The organism is Sphingobium sp. D43FB, from assembly GCF_002312805.1.
GTDB lineage: Bacteria > Pseudomonadota > Alphaproteobacteria > Sphingomonadales > Sphingomonadaceae > Sphingobium.
Genome location: NZ_NMUA01000021.1, coordinates 61,338 through 78,198 on the forward strand (window position 1 = coordinate 61,338; position 16,861 = coordinate 78,198).

General features: G+C 64.6%; 16 protein-coding genes. 12 read left to right on the top strand and 4 right to left on the bottom strand.

Annotated elements, in window-relative coordinates:
• Positions 1–8: 8 nt before the first annotated feature.
• Genes SxD43FB_RS16665 through SxD43FB_RS16705 form a run of 9 tightly spaced genes read left to right on the top strand, consistent with a single transcriptional unit; the run spans position 9 to position 10,272 of the window.
• The gene (locus SxD43FB_RS16665; RefSeq protein ID WP_096063153.1) at positions 9–1,124 is read left to right on the top strand and encodes a CapA family protein; all 1,116 of its coding nucleotides are present in this window, start codon (positions 9–11) and stop codon (positions 1,122–1,124) included.
• Complete coding sequence (locus tag SxD43FB_RS16670; RefSeq protein ID WP_096063154.1) at positions 1,121–1,573, top strand: TRAP transporter small permease subunit; 453 nt, start codon at positions 1,121–1,123, stop codon at positions 1,571–1,573. Before SxD43FB_RS16665 ends, SxD43FB_RS16670 begins: the two co-directional genes overlap by 4 nt.
• Positions 1,570–2,880: a TRAP transporter large permease gene (locus SxD43FB_RS16675; protein ID WP_096063155.1), complete on the top strand. Its 1,311-nt coding sequence runs from the start codon at positions 1,570–1,572 to the stop codon at positions 2,878–2,880. Before SxD43FB_RS16670 ends, SxD43FB_RS16675 begins: the two co-directional genes overlap by 4 nt.
• Before the next feature lie 2 nt (positions 2,881–2,882).
• On the top strand, positions 2,883–3,767 hold the full coding sequence (locus tag SxD43FB_RS16680) for a hypothetical protein (RefSeq protein WP_255245770.1): 885 nt from the start codon (positions 2,883–2,885) through the stop codon (positions 3,765–3,767).
• Entirely contained in the window at positions 3,764–5,848 is a 2,085-nt protein-coding gene (locus tag SxD43FB_RS16685; protein ID WP_141249529.1) for a CoA transferase, read from the top strand. Before SxD43FB_RS16680 ends, SxD43FB_RS16685 begins: the two co-directional genes overlap by 4 nt.
• Entirely contained in the window at positions 5,845–7,146 is a 1,302-nt protein-coding gene (locus tag SxD43FB_RS16690; protein ID WP_096063157.1) for a 2-hydroxyacyl-CoA dehydratase family protein, read from the top strand. The genes SxD43FB_RS16685 and SxD43FB_RS16690 overlap by 4 nt, the downstream gene beginning before the upstream one ends.
• On the top strand, positions 7,143–8,186 hold the full coding sequence (gene dctP, locus SxD43FB_RS16695) for a TRAP transporter substrate-binding protein DctP (RefSeq protein ID WP_096063158.1): 1,044 nt from the start codon (positions 7,143–7,145) through the stop codon (positions 8,184–8,186). Before SxD43FB_RS16690 ends, dctP begins: the two co-directional genes overlap by 4 nt.
• Complete coding sequence (locus SxD43FB_RS16700; RefSeq protein WP_096063159.1) at positions 8,183–9,112, top strand: alpha/beta hydrolase fold domain-containing protein; 930 nt, start codon at positions 8,183–8,185, stop codon at positions 9,110–9,112. Before dctP ends, SxD43FB_RS16700 begins: the two co-directional genes overlap by 4 nt.
• Entirely contained in the window at positions 9,109–10,272 is a 1,164-nt protein-coding gene (locus tag SxD43FB_RS16705; RefSeq protein WP_096063160.1) for a CoA transferase, read from the top strand. The genes SxD43FB_RS16700 and SxD43FB_RS16705 overlap by 4 nt, the downstream gene beginning before the upstream one ends.
• Here SxD43FB_RS16705 and SxD43FB_RS16710 read toward each other — a convergent pair.
• On the bottom strand, positions 10,260–11,171 hold the full coding sequence (locus SxD43FB_RS16710; protein ID WP_096063161.1) for a LysR family transcriptional regulator: 912 nt from the start codon (positions 11,169–11,171) through the stop codon (positions 10,260–10,262). The genes SxD43FB_RS16705 and SxD43FB_RS16710 overlap by 13 nt on opposite strands.
• Before the next feature lie 170 nt (positions 11,172–11,341).
• Between SxD43FB_RS16710 and SxD43FB_RS16715 the strand changes: the two genes are divergently transcribed.
• Positions 11,342–11,671 (top strand): nuclear transport factor 2 family protein, encoded by a 330-nt coding sequence (locus SxD43FB_RS16715; protein ID WP_037475601.1) that lies wholly within the window; start codon positions 11,342–11,344, stop codon positions 11,669–11,671.
• A 64-nt stretch (positions 11,672–11,735) separates the two neighbouring features.
• Positions 11,736–12,515, top strand: coding sequence for an SDR family oxidoreductase (locus SxD43FB_RS16720; RefSeq protein ID WP_096063162.1), 780 nt, complete (start codon positions 11,736–11,738; stop codon positions 12,513–12,515).
• Positions 12,516–12,529: 14 nt separating this feature from the next.
• Here the strand turns inward: SxD43FB_RS16720 and SxD43FB_RS16725 are convergent, their stop codons facing one another.
• Both SxD43FB_RS16725 and SxD43FB_RS16730 read right to left on the bottom strand, forming a co-directional pair.
• A complete protein-coding gene (locus tag SxD43FB_RS16725; protein ID WP_096063163.1) occupies positions 12,530–13,372 on the bottom strand; it encodes a MipA/OmpV family protein in 843 nt (280 codons plus the stop codon).
• A 138-nt stretch (positions 13,373–13,510) separates the two neighbouring features.
• Positions 13,511–14,638 (bottom strand): carbohydrate porin, encoded by a 1,128-nt coding sequence (locus SxD43FB_RS16730; RefSeq protein WP_255245772.1) that lies wholly within the window; start codon positions 14,636–14,638, stop codon positions 13,511–13,513.
• A 161-nt stretch (positions 14,639–14,799) separates the two neighbouring features.
• Between SxD43FB_RS16730 and SxD43FB_RS16735 the strand changes: the two genes are divergently transcribed.
• A complete protein-coding gene (locus tag SxD43FB_RS16735; protein WP_096063164.1) occupies positions 14,800–16,671 on the top strand; it encodes a methyl-accepting chemotaxis protein in 1,872 nt (623 codons plus the stop codon).
• A gap of 75 nt (positions 16,672–16,746) precedes the next feature.
• On the opposite strand, the gene SxD43FB_RS24845 is transcribed toward SxD43FB_RS16735, so the two are convergent.
• Positions 16,747–16,861, bottom strand: a 115-nt coding sequence (locus SxD43FB_RS24845; RefSeq protein WP_141249483.1) for an integrase core domain-containing protein, incomplete at its 5' end; no start/stop codon positions are given.

The window sequence follows — 16,861 nt, forward strand, 5'->3', positions numbered from 1 at the left end:
ATGACAGCGTGACACAGGATGCGATCTCGATCGTGCTGACAGGCGATCTGGTTCTGGACGAGCCGGATGGCGCCTATTGGCTGGCCGGGATCGCGCCCGCGCTGCGCGCTGCGGACCTTGCGATCGGCCATTTGGAGGTGCCGCATACGGAGCGCGGGGCGGAGTTGAAAGGCGATGTCCCCGCACCCGGCGCACCGCCCGAAAATCTGGCCGCCATCGCCGATGCGGGCTTTGCCATGCTGAGCCTGGCGGGCAATCACATCGCCGATTGCGGCGCGGAAGGCATTGCCGATACGATAGCGGGACTGGATGCGCTGGGCGTGGCGCATTGCGGCGCGGGGCTGACTCTCGCCGCAGCACGCGCACCGGCCATCGTCACGCGCGGCGGACATCGGATCGCACTGCTCAGCTATAATTGCGTGGGTCCGGTCGCGAGCTGGGCGAGCAAGGATAAGGCCGGATGCGCCTGGCTGCGGATCGAGACCGCCGACGGCGCGCCGATCGCGCCAGCGGCCGCGCTCGCCAAGGTGACGGACGAAGCACGCGCCATGCTCAAGGGCGACATTGCCGCCGTTCGGGACCAGGCCGACATCGTGCTGGTCGCGCTACACAAGGGCATCGTCCATACCCCCGTCCAGTTGGCACCCTATGAGCGGGCGGTGTCGCATGCCGCGATCGACGCGGGCGCGGATGTCGTCATCGGCCATCACGCCCATATCGTGCGGGGCATCGAATTTTACCGGGGCAAGCCGATCTTCCACGGGCTTGGCAATGGCTGCGTCGTGACGAGCGCACTCAGCCCGGCGCAGGACCATCCGGCGCGGGCGGAATGGGCGGCGCGGCGGCGGACTTTGTTCGGGTTCGAACCCGACCCGGCCTATCCGCTCGCGCCTTTTCACCCCGAAGCGGTCAATGCCTTTCTGGGCCATGTCACATGGGATGCGGACCGGACCATCGGGGTCCGCATCATTCCGGTCGATGTCGAGCCGCCCGGTCGTCCAACACTAGCGTCGGCGACGCGCGCGGCGGAGATTTGCGCCTATGTCGAACAGATCACGCACGCTGCCGGGCTACCGGCGATCACAATCAGCAACGACGGCCGGGTCGAAGAGGTGACTGCATGAATGCTGCCAGGACCATGATGATATGGACGGGCGGGGTCGCCTTGATCGTCGCAGCCGCGCTCAATCTGCTGGCGGTGATCGGTCGGCACACCGGCCTGCCGCTCAAGGGCGCGATCGAACTGGTGCAGGTCGTCGTCCTGATCGGCGGATCGCTGGCGCTGGTCGCCGCGACGCTGGGCCGCAACCATGCGCGCGTTCACCTGATCCTCGATCGGCTGACCGGCAGCAACCGCGATGTCGCCGAATGGGTCTGCACAGTGCTGTCGATCCTGTTCTACCTGATGCTACTGGGCGGCTCCTGCTGGCTGGCGGCGGACCTGTGGGGCAGCCAGGAGGTGAGCGAACTGGTCGGTGTGCCCTGGTGGGCGATGCGCGCTTTCCTCAACCTCACGCTGGTCGTCATCATCGCCCTGCTTGTCCGCCAACTGGTGGAAGGGCGCCGACCATGATCCTCGCAACGCCCGAAACCGGGCTGATCGGCCTTATCCTCCTGTTCGCCATGCTGTTGTGCGGCGTGCCAATCGGCGTTTCGCTGGGCCTTGTCGGCGTCGGCGGCCTGATGGTCGCGCTTGGGCCAGAGGGCGCGCTCATCAAGGCCGGCGTCGTCGTGGTCGAAACGCTGACCCGCTATGAACTGGGCACATTGCCGCTGTTCATGCTGATGGCGCATCTCTTCTTTGCGGCCAATGCCAGTCGGGATCTGTTCGATGCCGCCGCCAAGATGATTGGCCATCGACGCGGCGGCCTGGCTTATGCGTCGATCGGCGGATGTGCCGGTTTCGGGTCGATCAATGGTTCCAGCCTGGCGACGGCGGCGACCATCGGCCTGGTCGCGCTGCCCGAAATGCGCCAGCGCGGCTATAGCGATGCGCTGGCGACCGGCACCGTCGCTGCCGGTGGCACATTGGGCCAGATGTTGCCGCCATCGGGCGCGCTGATCGTCTATGGCATCATCGCCGAACAATCGATCGGCACGCTGTTCACCGCCACGCTCATTCCCGGCATTTCGCAGATGCTCTTCTATTGCCTGGTCGTGTGGCTGCTCGTGCGCTGGCGTCCTTCGATCGCGCCGCCGAGCGAGCGGGCGAGTTGGGCGGAGCGTGGCCGGGCGATGTTGCGGATCGCCGACATGCTGCTGCTCTTGGCCGTGGTGCTGGGCGGGATCGTACTGGGCTGGTTCAGCCCATCGGAAGCCTCCTCTATCGGTACGGCGGGCGCGCTGGCCATTACCGCATGGCGGGGGCGGCTCAACCGCGAGGTGCTGTTCCGCGCCTTTTCCGAAACCTTGCGGACGACGGGCCTCATCTTCCTGGTCATCATCGGCGCGATCATCTTTTCGGTCTTCATCAGCGTGACCGGGCTGACCGAAGCGGTCGGTACTGTCTTGTCGGCCATGGACATGGGCACCATCCCGACCCTGCTGGTCGTCGCGCTGCTTTTGCTGCTGCTGGGATCGGTGCTGGACGGGCTGGCATTGATGCTGCTGACCACGCCCATCCTGCTGCCGATCGTCGAAGGGGTGGGCATGTCGCCGATCTGGTTCGGCATCTTCATCACCCGCGCCATGGAGATCGGCTTCGTCCACCCGCCCCTAGGGATGAACCTCTATGTCATCCAGGGGGTGGCCAAGGACGTGCCGCTGGGACGGATATTCAAGGGCGTGCTGCCCTTCCTCGGCAGTGATCTCATCCACTTGCTCCTCATCATCCTGTTCCCGGCCATGGCGCTGTGGCTGCCCACTGTTATTGGACAATGACCATGATTGCCTATGTCGGCCCCGACCTACCGCAAGATGTGCTGACCGCCACGGGCGCCTGTTCCGGCCCGGTGGGATGGAATGTCGATCGGCCCTTTCCGGCGGCGGATCGCTGGCTGGAAAGCAAATTTCCGCTCTGGACGCGGTCCATCCTGCAGGATTGGTCGGATGGCGCGCTGGATGGGCTGGACGCGGTGCTCTTCTCGCGCGGTGACGATGCAGCGCAGCGGCTCTATTATTATATCTGCGAATTGCGGCAGCGGGGCGAGATTGCTGGTCCCGAACCGATGATCTTCGACACGGCCACGATCCAGCGCGCCAGCAGCGTCGCGCATATGGGCAAGGCGATCAGACGACTGGCCGAACGCCTCGGCATCGACGATGACGCGCTGGAGCAAGGGATCGTGGCGACCAACGCGCTGCGGCTTGCCGCGCCGCAAGTCTGTGGCGACGCGCCATTGTGCCTGCTGGGGGGCACACCGCCGCCCGATGCCCGCATCCATGCGATGATTGAGGCGGCCGGATGGCGCGCGGCCGGACCGACGCTGGCGCAAAGCTGGCAGAATCCCAGCGACCTTCGCGTGGAGGAAGGCAGCGGCGATCCATGTGCCGCGATCGCACGCCAGTTGCATGAGGCCGCGCAAGGCAGCCGGGCCTTTCGCGATCATGCCGACGCCCTATCGGCGCAAGCGCGGCAGGTCCGCGCATCGGCGGTCCTGTTATGGTTCGCGGAAGAGGATGAGGCACGCATCTGGCACTTGCCCGCGCAGCGTGACGCACTGGCCGACGCCAATATACCGACGCTCATCCTCACCCGCCGCGACTGGCGCGCGAACGATGGGGTGGCAGAGGATATTACGAAATTTTTGAAGGAGTTAAAGGCATGACCCCGCTTGCAGGCCATCGCGTCGCCACATTGGGCGGCATGGCGGACCGCCCGCTAGCGCGCTTCCTGGCGTCGCTGGGCGCTGAACTGGGCGGACCGGTCGAAGGCGCGTCCTTCGTCATCGACGACTTGGGCTTGGAAAGCCTGAAAGACGTCGCGATACCGGAGACGGCTGTGCATGTCTCGGTCACCACCTTCGGGTCGGGCGGGCCGCGATCCGGCTGGAAGGGTGGCGAGTTCGTCGCGTCGGCCATGGGCGGGGCGCTGTGGGTGACGGGTGAACCCGACCTGCCGCCGGTCAAGGAAGCGGGCGATGCCTGCACCTTCCATGCGGACATGGTCGCGGCGAGTGGTGCGATGGCCGCCCATTATGCACGCGGCACGCATGGCAAGGGGCAGCATGTCGACATATCCATCCAGCAGGTAGCCTTCAGCCGTAATTTCAACGGGATATTGTGCTGGCAATTCGATCGGCGCAAATTGAAACGGGTGGGCGGCGCGCTTGCCTATGGCCAAGCGACGGTGCGCGCGATCTGGCGGCTGGCCGATGGATGGTGTTTCCATTCGCTGATGACCGGGCGACTGGGTGCGCCCGCCAATCAGGCTCTGTCCGACTGGATGGATGCCGTCGGAGCGCCCAATCCGCTGCACGGCACCGATTGGCTCAGCTACAATCGTTCCACCCTGCCCGCCGACACGCGCGTGGTGTGGGAAGCGGCCATCGACGCCTTCTTCCGGTCGCGCACCAAGGCGGAGATCGCGACCGAAGGGCTGCGGCGGGGGATCAATGCCTGTGTCGCGAACGAACCGGCCGATGTGCTGGCAGACCGGCATCTCGCCGCGCGCGGCTTTTTCGACACGCCATCGGGCCTGCCGGAACGATTTGCCGCAATCCGCGCAGGTTCGGCGGTTACCGCGCCTGCCGTTCATACGGGCGATCGGCCGGGGCCATTGGCGGGCGTGAAGGTGCTGGATTTCGCCTGGGCACTGGTCGGGTCGATCACGACCAAGACGCTGGGCGACCTGGGCGCAGAGATCGTGAAGATCGAAAGCCGCACGCGCCCGGACCTCGCCCGTTTGGATGTGCAGGTGTCCGCATCGCAGCCCGGCAATTGGGACGACAAGCCCTGGTTCGCCCATCTCAACTCGTCCAAGCGCAGCCTGTCGCTCAATATGAAGAAGCCGGAGGCGCGCGAACTCATTGATCCGCTGATCGACTGGGCGGACGTGGTGGTCGAGAATTTCTCGCCGGGCACGATGAAGAAACTGGGGCTGGACTATGACGCGCTTTGCCAACGCAATCCGGGCATCGTGATGGTGTCGGGCAGCGTGTTCGGGCAGACCGGGCCGCTGGCGCAGGAATGGGGCGTCGATGGCACGGGTGGCGCGTTGTCGGGGCGCACCTTCCTGACCGGCTATCCGACGCGCGACCCGGTGATACCCGGCGCTGTGCCCTATGGCGATGTGATCGTGCCGTTCGTGATGGCAGGGGCCGTGGCGGCCGCGCTCCAGCATCGGCGCGAAACGGGACGTGGCGCGCATATCGACGCATCCATGTATGAAATCTGCGTGCAGCAGATGCGCGATAGCCTGTCCGCCGCGCGGCGTGGCGAGCGATCGCAACGGTCGGGCAACGCCGATCCGGGCGTCTTCTTCCAGGATGTGTTTCCGGCACGCGGCGAAGACCGCTGGGTCGCGATCAGCCTGTTCGATGAAGACGATCGTGCGCGCCTGCACGCTATGACCGGCCCCGATGTCGCGACATGGACCGCGCAGCGCGAGGACCATGCCATCGCCTCTACCCTTCAAGCGGCCGGTATCGCCTGCGGCGTGGTGCAGGATTGCGAGGATATGATCGATCATGATCCGCAATTGGCCGGACGCGGCGCGCTGGTGACGCTCGATCACCCGATCCTGGGACCGTTCGGCCATATCGCGACCCCCATATCCCTTTCCCGCGACAGGTTCGCACCCTTCCGCGCGCCTGGCATGGGCGAGCATGCCCATGCCATCGCCCGGACCCTGTGCGGGCTTGATGATGCGCGCATCGCCGAACTGGAAGCGGCAGGAGTTTTTCAATGAACGACATAATAGCCCCGCGCGCCACCGGCCAGCGCAGCCGCAAGGATCTGGCCTGCACCGCCGTCGCCAGCGCGTATCAGAAGCAATTTGGCGCGGACCTCAAACGGCGGGTCGTGGACGAAGGCGAACCCTTCGCCATCGTCCAGGCCGACACGCCGCACGAGATTTTCCATGTGATGGACATCCCCATCATCACCAACCAATGGTGGTCGGCCTATATCTCCGCCAAACAATTGTCCGGCCATTATTTCGACGTGATGGCGCGGCATGGCTATCCTGAAAACAGCTGCAAATATTGCTCGCTTGGCCTCGCCTGCACGCTGGCGAATGATCCCAAGACCGCGCCCTGGGGCGGATTGCCCAAGCCAACCGTGCTGGTCGCACGCCTGACCTGCGACTGCATCCAGCATGTCTTTGGCCAATGGGCACAGGCGCTGGGCAGCGAATTTTTCCCGATGGAAGCGCCGGCATGGGAGCATAAGGAGGCCCATTGGTTCCAGCATAGTCGCAGCGCGTGGCGGCGGGTCTATGAGCCGGATCGCATCGCGCTGATGGTCGCGGAAATGCGCGATCTCATCAGCTTGTTGGAAAATCGCACTGGCCGCCGGTTCGACGAGGCGAAGCTGCATCACCTGATGGAGCGGATCAACGAACAGGAAGGCTATATCTGGGAAGCCGCGCAGGCGATCGGCAGCGCGCGCCCCTGCCCGGTGTCGATCGCCGAACAAATGCCCAATACGATGATTCCGCAATGGCATCGCGGGTCGGACTGGGCCGTCGCCCACGCCAGGCGCTTTCGCGACGAAGTCATGGAACGGGTGGCGAGCGGCGCGGGTGCGGCCGACAATGAACGCATAAGGCTGATGTGGATCGGTGCGGGCGTGTGGCATGATCCGGGCTTTTATCAGGCGCTGGAAGAGCGACTGGGCGCGGTCTTCGTCTGGTCGATGTATATGCCCTTTGCCGGGCCACAATATATTCGCGAGTTGCAGGGCCAGCCGATGGATGCGCTGGCCAGCCGCATCTGTTCGATGAACGAAGTGCTGCATCTGCCGCCATGGATGAACGGGTGGATGACCAGCGAGGCGGAACGGTGCGGCATCGATGCCTGCGTCATCCTGCTGCCGCCCGACAACCGCCTGTCGCAATCGGGCACGAAACTGACGGCGCTTTCACTGGAAGCGGCGGGCGTGCCGGTGCTGGCGATCGACGCGGACATGGTGGATGCGGCCAATTGGAACCATGACGCGATGGTCGCGATGGTTGCCGACTTTCTGGCAGCAAGGGGGCTGGCATGACGCTCCGCGCGCTGCTGTCCCTGTTGGTGCCGCTGTGCCTGATGACGGCCTGCGCCCGGCCGCTACCGCCCGGTGTGACGGAACTGACTTATGCGACGCCCTACAGCCCGAACCATCCGTTCAGCAAGGCGGACAAGGCATGGATGGAATTTGTCGAACAGAAGTCACAAGGGCGCATCCGCATTCGTCCGATCTGGTCGGGCGCGCTGCTGTCGTCGGACATGTCGATGGAGGAATTGCGCCATGGCGTGGCCGATGTCGGCCTCATCACGCCCATCTATGTGCGCGGCGGCACCCATCTGATCCGCATCCAGACCGGTTTCTACAGCGGAGCGGACAGCATCGACTCGCAGTTGAAACTCTATCGCTGCATCGCCGCGGCCAACCCGCAGATCGGCCATGAATTGCACGGGCTAAAGGTGCTAGCGGTCCAGGGCGGCTCGCTCGCCGGGATCGTCACGACCGACCGGCAGGTGCGCAATCTGGCCGACCTGCGCGGGCTGCGGCTGCGCGCGCCCACCGAATTGCTCACGGTGCTGGAGTCGCTGGGCGCGGACCCGGTCAACATGCCGATGGCGGATGTTTATTCGGCGATGGCCAAGGGGGTGATCGACGGCGTGATCGCGCCGGGCGACACGTTCAAATCGCTGCATTTCGCGGAAGTGGCCAGCCATTATAACAATCTCGCCATCCCGCGGGGTGCCTATCCGGCGCGGGCGATAGGGCTGACACGATGGAACCGGCTGAGCGAGGCGGAGCGGGCGATCCTGACGCAGTCGCAAGCAGTGTGGGAGGATGCGCTGTCGCGTGAAATCCATGCGGCGCTGGTCAAGGGGCTGGAGGAAGCCAAGGCGCAGAAGGTGACGATCTCCGGCATGTCCGCACAGGAACAGGCGCGCTTCGACGCGCTGTATCTGCGCGATTCCGAAGGCAATGCCCGCAGCCTGTCGCGGTTTGGCATCGACGGGATGCAGGCGTTCCGAACGGCGCGCGCAGCAGTACGCGGGCGCGACGATATACAGTGCGGAGGGAAAATATGACGCCTTTGATCGTGATCGCGGCCATGGCAATGATGATCGTCGGCACCGCATCGGCGCAGCCAACGCAGGACAAGGTCGCGCGCCGGATCGGCGATCCGGCTGGCACGGGGCGATGGCCTGCGGTCGCGGAAGGCTTTGCCGACACGCCCGGCTATACGCTGTACCGTCCCGCCACATGGCCACGCGAACGATTGCCGTTGGTCCTGTGGGGCAATGGCGGCTGCCGCGACAATGGCCTGTCGGCCAGCCATTTCCTGCGCGAAATCGCCAGTCACGGCTATATCGTGATCGCCAATGGCGCCCCACGCGAAGAACAGCCGCCGCTGACAGCCTTGCCGAACGAGGATGATGCGCCCGCACCTGCGGGGCCGCCACCGGCCAAGGCCGACGAAACGCAGGTGAGCCAGATGTTGGCGGCGATCGACTGGGCGACACAGGGCATCCATCGCGATCATGTCGATGCACAGCGCATTGCGGTGATGGGGCATAGCTGCGGCGGATTGCAGGCGCTGGCCGCAGGCGCTGATCCGAGGATCGACACGGTCGTCGCATTCAACAGCGGGGTCTATAACCGGCCCGGCGGCGGTCTGAGCGGTGTCTGGATCACCAAGGATGATTTGAAAAAGCTGCATACGCCCGTTGCCTATATATTGGGCGGGCCATCCGACATCGCCTACTCCAATGGGAGCGACGATGTGGCGCGACTATCGCATGTCCCCGTCTTCTACGCGAACAAGGATACGGGGCATGGCGGCACATTTTCGCTCGTCAATGGCGGGGATTATGGTCGGGTCGCTGTCGGGTGGCTCGACTGGCAATTGAAGCAGGATGCCGGTGCCGCCGCGATGTTCGTTGGTGCAGACTGCACCCTTTGCCAAGACCCCAGTTGGTCCATCATCCGCAAGCAATTCCCGGAGCAACCATGAACAAGCCGCTCGCGGGCATCCGCATCGCCGATTTCAGCCATGTCATGGCCGGTCCCTACGCCTCGCATCTTTTGCGTCTGATGGGGGCGGAGGTGATCAAGATCGAGCCGCCGCAGGGCGACAGCTTCCGGTCCTACAATGTCGATCCACGGTTCGAGGGCATGTCCCCAGCGTTCATCGCCGCCAATGCGGGAAAGAAATCGATCGCCCTTGATCTGAAACAAGCCGACGATCTTGCGATCGCCCAGGGTATCGTGTCGCGCTGCGACGTCCTGCTCGAAAATTTCCGGCCCGGTGTGATCGATCGTCTGGGGCTTGGCTATGATGCCGTCCGCGCGTTGAACCCGGACATCATCTTCTGCTCAGTATCGGGCTATGGGCAGGACAGCCCGCAACGGGACTGGCCCGCGATCGACAATATCGTTCAGGCTACCAGCGGCATGATGATGCTGAGCGGCGAAGAGGGCGATCCGCCTGTCCGGGTCGGCTTTCCCATCGTCGATACCTTGACCGGCCAGACTGCCGCCTTCGCCATCCTCTCTGCGCTGATCCGGCGCATGCAGGGTGACGGCGGCAGTTTCATCGACGTGTCCATGTTCGACGCCAGCCTGGCGTTCATGACATCGGCGGTGACGCCCTTCCTGGTGACGGGGCGCGCGATGACGCGCATGGGCAATACCGGCTATAGCGGCTTGCCGACCGCATCGCTGTTCACGGCAAGGGACGGCCGCCAAGTGTCGCTGGGCGTCGTGCAGCCCAACCAGTTCGCCGCCCTCGCCCGCTTCACCGGCCGCGAGGACTGGTTGCGCAATCCGCTCTTTGCCACGCCGGAGGCGCGACGCGCGAATTTCGACGCCATGAAGGCGGAGTTGGAAACGGTCATCGCCACCCGCGACGCCGCCGATTGGGAAGCGGGCATGAGCGCGGCAGGCATCCCCTGCGGCATGGTCCGCCGCGTGGACGAAGCCGCAGCCCTGGCGCGGCCGGACGCCTTATTGTCGTTCGATGGCCTCGGCGGGCCGGATGGCGCGATCCGCGCGCCAGGTGCCGGTTTTCGCCTGACGCCAGGCGCGCAGGAGGGCCAAATGCCGCCCCGACTGGATGAACATCGCGATGAAATATTGGACTGGCTCGGCATTACAGATGTTCACGAAACATAAGTTGCCGACGCGGCGAAATCGCGGGCGAGGTCGATGAAGGCCTTGAAGGCGGCGGATGGGTTTCGTCGGTTGGGATAATAGAGGCACAGCGGCGCGAGCGGCGGCGTCCAGTCTTCCAGGACACGGACCAGACGGCCCGCCTTCATGTCCTCGCGAATGTCGGACTCCATGAGGAAGCCGATTCCGACGTCGTCCAGCACCGCCATGCGCGCGAGGCTGGCCTCGTCCAGCGTCATCGGGCCATCGACATCGATCTGCACCGCTTGCCCCGCCTTTTCGAATTGCCAGCGAAACAGGCTGCCGTTGGGCAGTCGGACACGCAGACATGGATGCGCGAGGAGATCCGGCGGGACCAGCGGCGTCCCATGCGCCGCCAGATAGGCGGGTGACGCAACGACGGCATAGCGTCGATACAGACCGAGCGGAATAGCGATCATGTCGCTCGGCACCAGGTCGGCCGTGCGAATGCCCGCATCAAATCCATCCGCCACGATATCGACGAGCCGCCCTTCCGTGACGAGATCGATATGGACCTGCGGATAGCGGCGAAGATAGTGCAGCAACAGGGGCGAGAATATCTCCCGCGCGGCCGTCGCAAAGGCGTTGATGCGCAACGTGCCTGAGGGCGTTGCCTGCTGCGACCGGGCGGCATCCATCGCCTCATGAATATCCTGCAGCGCCGGGCCGACCTTGCCGACAAAATCGCGTCCCGCATCGGTCAGCGAAACGCTGCGGGTGGTGCGGTTGAACAAGCGCACGCCAAGCTGCCGTTCGAGCTTCCCGATGGCGTTGCTCAGGGCGGTGGTGGAGACGCCCAGATCGATCGCCGCCGCCCGGAAGGCCCCCCTGCGCGCGATCGCGATTACCGCGTCGAGTTCGATCAGACCATGCCGCATCATTATCCCGCTTTTCGTAACAGCGCATCCCGATCTATCCCGATTATCATGGCGCGCGTCTACCGCTAACTTGGGTGACAGGATCCAACCCTGGATGCACGGCGGCCGGTGACACGGATCATCCGCCCCTTTGCTATCCTGGACAGGTCGGAACGCATGGAAGGAAGCCAGATATGACGGTTCAACTGCCCCCGCCCATCGCCGCCTATTTCGCGGCCGATGCCAACAAGGACGGCCATGTGGTAGCGCATTGCTTCACCGACGACGCCGTGGTGAAAGACGAAGGCAAGACGCATAGCGGGAAGGACGCCATCCGGGACTGGAAGGCGCAATCCTCCACCACCTACCGCTATACGGTAGAGCCGTTCGCCATCGCCACTGATGGCGCGCGGACGGTCGTGACCAGCCATCTCGAAGGCGACTTCCCCGGTAGCCCGCTCGACCTGCGCTATTTTTTCACGCTCGACGGCGACAAGATCGCTGCCCTTGAAATCATCCCATGAGCGCGGGTCATCGCCGGATCAGGCCCGCTAACTTTCAAATATCTCGCCGATTGGAACCCACCGCATGACGCCTTTTCTGACCTTGCAGGGGAAGCGCGCGCTGATCACGTCCGGCACCCGTGGCGCGGGCGCGGCGACGGTCGGCCTGTTCCGCGAACTCGGCGCGCAGGTTCTCACGACGGCGCGCACCCCGCCTTCGGGCAGCCCGGATGCGCTGTTCGTTGCTGCTGATCTTACCACGGCCGAAGGCTGCAACGAATTGGCAAGCGCGGTGCGCGATCGGCTGGGCGGGGTGGACATCATCGTTCACATGCTGGGCGGGTCTTCCGCGCCAGCCGGGGGATTTGAAGCGCTGAGCGATGCAGAATGGCGCAACGCCCTGGACCTCAACCTCATGCCCGCCGTCCGGCTCGATCGCGCGCTGCTGCCTGACATGCTGTCCCGCGGCAGTGGCGTGGTGATCCATGTCACCTCCATCCAGCGCGAATTGCCCCTGCCGGAAGCGACCACCGCCTACGCCGCCGCCAAGGCAGCGCTTTCCACCTATAGCAAGAGCCTGTCCAAACAAGTGTCGCCCCAGGGCGTCCGGGTGGTGCGGGTGTCGCCGGGCTGGATCGAAACGGAATCGGCCGTCGAACTGGCAACCCGACTCGCGGCCGAGCATGGCGGCGACATCGCGCAGGGCAAGAAGATGATCATGGACTCGCTCGGCGGGATTCCGATCGGAAGGCCATCGACACCGCAAGAGGTCGCCAGCCTGATCGCTTTCCTCGCGTCCGACCGGGCGGGCACCATTACCGGAACGGAATATGTCATCGATGGCGGAACCGTGCCGACGGTGTGAGAAAATTGGTACCGTCAAAGGTTGAAGCGGAAGCCGTAACCGATGCCCAATGTGAACTGCACTCTCCGCCCGCGCTCGCGGACGAGCGGCGAATGACCGGCCTCGCTCCCTAATCGATCGAGGCTGGTAAACAGGGTGATGGCGCTTTGCCGGTTCAGCGGGCGAAGCGCCGAACCAACGACACCATAAGACAGCAAGCCGCCCTTTGGCGAATAGGCACCAAGCCCGGATCGCTGCGACTGAATCGGATCGATGCCGAAATAGCTATCCATATAGGGTTTGCTGACGACCGTGGCGCGCGGACCGACATTGATGATCGTGCGTCCGCTGCGCGTCTGATACGATATCGCCCCGTCCGCTATCACGGCCTCATGTCCGCCAAAACCGCGGCGGACTTCCAAACGGCCGCGCCAGGGGCCGATGCGTTTTTCAACGAAGCCGCCCAATTCGGCAGCAGCCGCGACATTGCCCATGCCGCGCAGCCCGTCGCTTCCGCCCGTGATCAGAAAAGGCGATCCTCCGCGATCTTCATCACGCCCGAAGCGGACCTTGGCCAGCGGACCAGCCTTCCACCCGTTGGTGTTGACGGCGTTCCATCCCAATCCTTCGGGGATCGAAGCAAAGATCACGTCCTGATAATTGACCCGCAGGTCGGGGAAAATCGACAAAGCCATGTCTCGCGACCCTTGCCACGCGGGGCTCAGAACCGGTGCCAGGCCGATCGTCACGCTCCACCCTGCTTCGCTTCGGTCTGACGGTCGGCCCGCGAATGGTTCTGGCTGCGGCCCTTCCGTCTGGGCGAAACAGGGTTGGCCCAAGCCCAGGGCGGCCGCGGCCAAGAGATAGCGCATGTTCATCCTCGTGTCGGCAACCGCCCTTGATCCCCGATAATGTGGGGCCGCGCCTACTTTAGTCCATCACGCCATAAATGCCAGCGGTGGCAGGAGAATTGGGGCAAGACACTGATGCGCTTGAAGCTGTTGGCGGCAGGCTGGTCAGCGAACCGGCCATTCCGCGATCAACCGCAGGCCGAGTATGAACGAGGACCGAGACCCGCCCTCGGCGAAGGCGCGGCGGACATATTGCATGTCGGGCTGAACCGACAGGAACGGTGCCAAGCGGTCCTGGTAGGTGATTTCCACCCCCGTTTCGGCTGCATCGGCGCGATCACCCGAATCGCGTATCGATCGGCGGAACCCGCGCGACAGCAGACCCTGCGCAACGCCCACTGAAAACATTCCGTCCGGTCGCCCTGGAACCAGCCCGCGGGCGAGCAATCCGGCCTGGAACCCGCCGCGAAACGGCGTCGTCTTTCCGTCCGACACGCCTGCGCGGAAGAACAGATCGACACCTCGGCTGTCGTCGCCAGACACGCGCTGGTCGATCAGGACATAGGCACCGATCGCAGTCCGCTTGACGGGATCACCGTTGGCGTCGCGCGCATACAAGTCGTCCTGCTGCCGCGTATAGTGCCAGGCGCCGACCGCCAGCTTGCCGTTGATGCGCGTGCCTGCCTCGGCGATCAGGAGCGCGCCGTCGCGCATCCCGAAATCGATCCCCGATGTATCGCCCAGAACACCCGCTCGTGCATTCACGACGGCAGCGCGAACATAGCCTGAGTTGGCGATCGCCACGTTCAGCCGCATCGTCAACGCGGTCGAGGGAAAGATCGAGGGCCCATTGGGGCCCGTCGACGCCAGTTCCGAGCCAATGCCGAACGCTGGCGCGATCAGCAACCCGGCCGAGTCATTCTGGTAGAAATCCACGTTCAGATCGGACAGACCGACCAGCAGCGCGGCACGGCCGCCAGCAATATCCTGTTCGATCCAAGCATCGTACAGCTTTGTGCGGCCGTCGGCGACTTCGATATTATCGACACCCTGCAACGTCCCCGCCAGCGCGTTGATCGATCCCCCATGGTTGCTCAGCAGATGCACATGCGCGCGCGCGCCGCGCCAGCCGACCAGCCGGTCGAGGTCGCCATCTGCAGTCACCTCGATATTGCCGAGCACGCGGGCGCCCCGTGCATCGCCCCCGGCGACGTTCCCCATGAGATCCAGGACATAGCGACCCGCAATCGTGATGGCACGTGCCGGGGGTTCGGGTGCCGCTTCGGTAGACACGGATTGGCCCGACGCTGGGAAGGACCAAGCGGCGGACAGCAAAAGCGTGAGCCCTGCAAATCGAGGCGCTGTTATAATCTTCACGAATTACCTCCGACCACCTCCGTTCCGCCTATTATAGGATTGGAATTGTGCCCCAGTGCGGAACAGGTGAGCAAAACATGCCGATGACGATGTCCAGTCCCAGCGATGCGATCTCGCTATCCAGAGCGATCCGGATGGCAGGCGCTGTCCTGTTCGGACTGATGCTGCTATGCGGCGCGAGTGGCATCGGCGCGGCGTGGATGCAGACCGCCGCGCTGCATCGCCAGACCGAGGCGACGGCGCTGCTCGCCAACCATCTGGGCGCGGACATGATGCACGACGCCATTCGCAGCGACGTGCTCGCCACGTTCCAGGCGGCGGAACCGGGCAGCGCGATCAAGCCCGACGAGATTCAGAATGATTTCCGCGAGCATCTCGTCGCGCTGCGCGAGGGGATCGCGGCCGATTCAGCCTATACCGGCGACGCCGAGGTCGCCGCAGTGACCTCCAAGCTCGAGGCGCCGATGGAAGCCTATGTCCGTTCCGCCACACAGGTCATCGATAGCGTCGGGCGCGACCCGGTCGCCGCGCGCGCAATGCTGCCGGGGTTCTTCGACCAGTTCCGCGTGCTCGAGGAGTCGATGGGCGCAGCGTCGGAGGCGATCGAGGCGAACTCAAAGCAATCCGCTGAAAGTGCAGCGCGGATCGGCACGATCGCGATGATCCTGCTCGTCGTCACGCTGGCAATCGGCATCGCGGGGATATGGGCCTTCGTGGTTCTCTCACAGCGCCGGGTCGTGCAGCCGATCGTCGTCCTCGCCGGTACGATGCGCGCGCTCGGCGCGGGCAACCTTGCCGCTGAGGTAACGGGCGCGGATCGCCGCGACGAACTGGGCGACATGGCGAAGGCGATGCTGGCGTTCCGCAACCAGCTCCAGGCGGCGGAGGCCTCCAAACAGGCCCAGGCCGCGCTGATCGTCGACAGCCTGGGCACCGGCCTCACCGCGCTGGCGCAGGGTGACCTTACCGCCGAGGTTGTCGCCGATCTTCAGGCACCGTTTGCCGGGCTCAAGGACAATTTCAACAGCGCGGTTCATAGCCTGCGCGGGTTGATCGGATCGGTGGCGCAGGGCACGATGATGATCCGCACCGGATCGCAGGAGATAGCGCAGGCCAGCGAGGACTTAGCGCGGCGTACCGAGGGCAATGCCGCCAGCCTTGAGCAAACCGCAGCCGCGATTACGCAGATGGACCAACGACTGAAGGCGACTGCGGTTGCCGCGGGACAGACCGTCGAGCGCGCGGACGGCGCGATCACCACGGTCGCTGGCGGACGCGCGATCGCCGAGGAAGCGGTCCAGGCGATGACCCGGGTCAGCGAAAGCGCCAAGGGCATCGACAGCGTGATCGAGGGGCTCGACAAGATCGCCTTCCAGACACGCGTGCTGGCAATGAACGCCGCGGTCGAAGCCGGGCGCGCCGGCGACGCAGGACGCGGGTTCGCTGTGGTCGCCGATCTGGTGTCCGCGCTGGCCATGCGCGCCGAGGAAGAGGCCGGACGCGCGCGCGTTCAGCTGACCGCGACGCAGGCCGACATCAGCACCGCGGTCGAACGCGTGCAGCGGGTCGACGGTGCCTTGTCAGCCATTTCGGCGGATGTCGGCGGGGTGCATACATTGCTTGCCGGAATCGCGGACGACAATCACGCGCAATCGAGAGCGATCACCGAGGTCAGTAGTGCAGTCGGTGCGATGGACCAGGCGACACAGCAAAATGCGGCGATGGTCGAGCAAACCTCCGCTGCGGCCCGCAACCTGACCTTGGAAGTCACTACGCTGTCGGAACAGGCCGCTAAGTTCCGCATCGGCGGTGCACCGCAAAGGGGCGTTACGCCGAGGCAGACCAAAATGCGTAACGAACACCCGCAAAATGCGTCGCGATCGCTCACGACAGGAGCCACCGCCATGGCGGATGTCGGCGCGAGGCGCGACGAGTTTGCATCCTTCTAAGACGCAGTGAAACGGTGCTGGCTTTCGCTGGCGACTGCAACGCAGCAATTTAGTGCGACCTGGTGTTGTTGCCCCCTAAAGGCCGGACAGTTCCTCACGGGTTGAACGTTCGATAAACTCTCTTGGCGATCTGTAGCCGAGAGCGCGATGCGGATGCACGCGATTATAGTGGTCGAGCCATTTTGGCAGC

Excerpts from the sequence above, each read along its gene's own strand:
- SxD43FB_RS16670 (WP_096063154.1), top strand. The coding sequence starts at position 1,121 with ATGAATGCTGCCAGGACCATGATGATATGGACGGGCGGGGTCGCCTTG.
- SxD43FB_RS16675 (WP_096063155.1), top strand. The coding sequence starts at position 1,570 with ATGATCCTCGCAACGCCCGAAACCGGGCTGATCGGCCTTATCCTCCTG.
- SxD43FB_RS16680 (WP_255245770.1), top strand. The coding sequence starts at position 2,883 with ATGATTGCCTATGTCGGCCCCGACCTACCGCAAGATGTGCTGACCGCC.
- SxD43FB_RS16685 (WP_141249529.1), top strand. The coding sequence starts at position 3,764 with ATGACCCCGCTTGCAGGCCATCGCGTCGCCACATTGGGCGGCATGGCG.
- SxD43FB_RS16690 (WP_096063157.1), top strand. The coding sequence starts at position 5,845 with ATGAACGACATAATAGCCCCGCGCGCCACCGGCCAGCGCAGCCGCAAG.
- dctP (WP_096063158.1), top strand. The coding sequence starts at position 7,143 with ATGACGCTCCGCGCGCTGCTGTCCCTGTTGGTGCCGCTGTGCCTGATG.
- SxD43FB_RS16700 (WP_096063159.1), top strand. The coding sequence starts at position 8,183 with ATGACGCCTTTGATCGTGATCGCGGCCATGGCAATGATGATCGTCGGC.
- SxD43FB_RS16705 (WP_096063160.1), top strand. The coding sequence starts at position 9,109 with ATGAACAAGCCGCTCGCGGGCATCCGCATCGCCGATTTCAGCCATGTC.
- SxD43FB_RS16710 (WP_096063161.1), bottom strand. The coding sequence starts at position 11,171 with ATGATGCGGCATGGTCTGATCGAACTCGACGCGGTAATCGCGATCGCG.
- SxD43FB_RS16715 (WP_037475601.1), top strand. The coding sequence starts at position 11,342 with ATGACGGTTCAACTGCCCCCGCCCATCGCCGCCTATTTCGCGGCCGAT.
- SxD43FB_RS16720 (WP_096063162.1), top strand. The coding sequence starts at position 11,736 with ATGACGCCTTTTCTGACCTTGCAGGGGAAGCGCGCGCTGATCACGTCC.
- SxD43FB_RS16725 (WP_096063163.1), bottom strand. The coding sequence starts at position 13,372 with ATGAACATGCGCTATCTCTTGGCCGCGGCCGCCCTGGGCTTGGGCCAA.
- SxD43FB_RS16735 (WP_096063164.1), top strand. The coding sequence starts at position 14,800 with ATGCCGATGACGATGTCCAGTCCCAGCGATGCGATCTCGCTATCCAGA.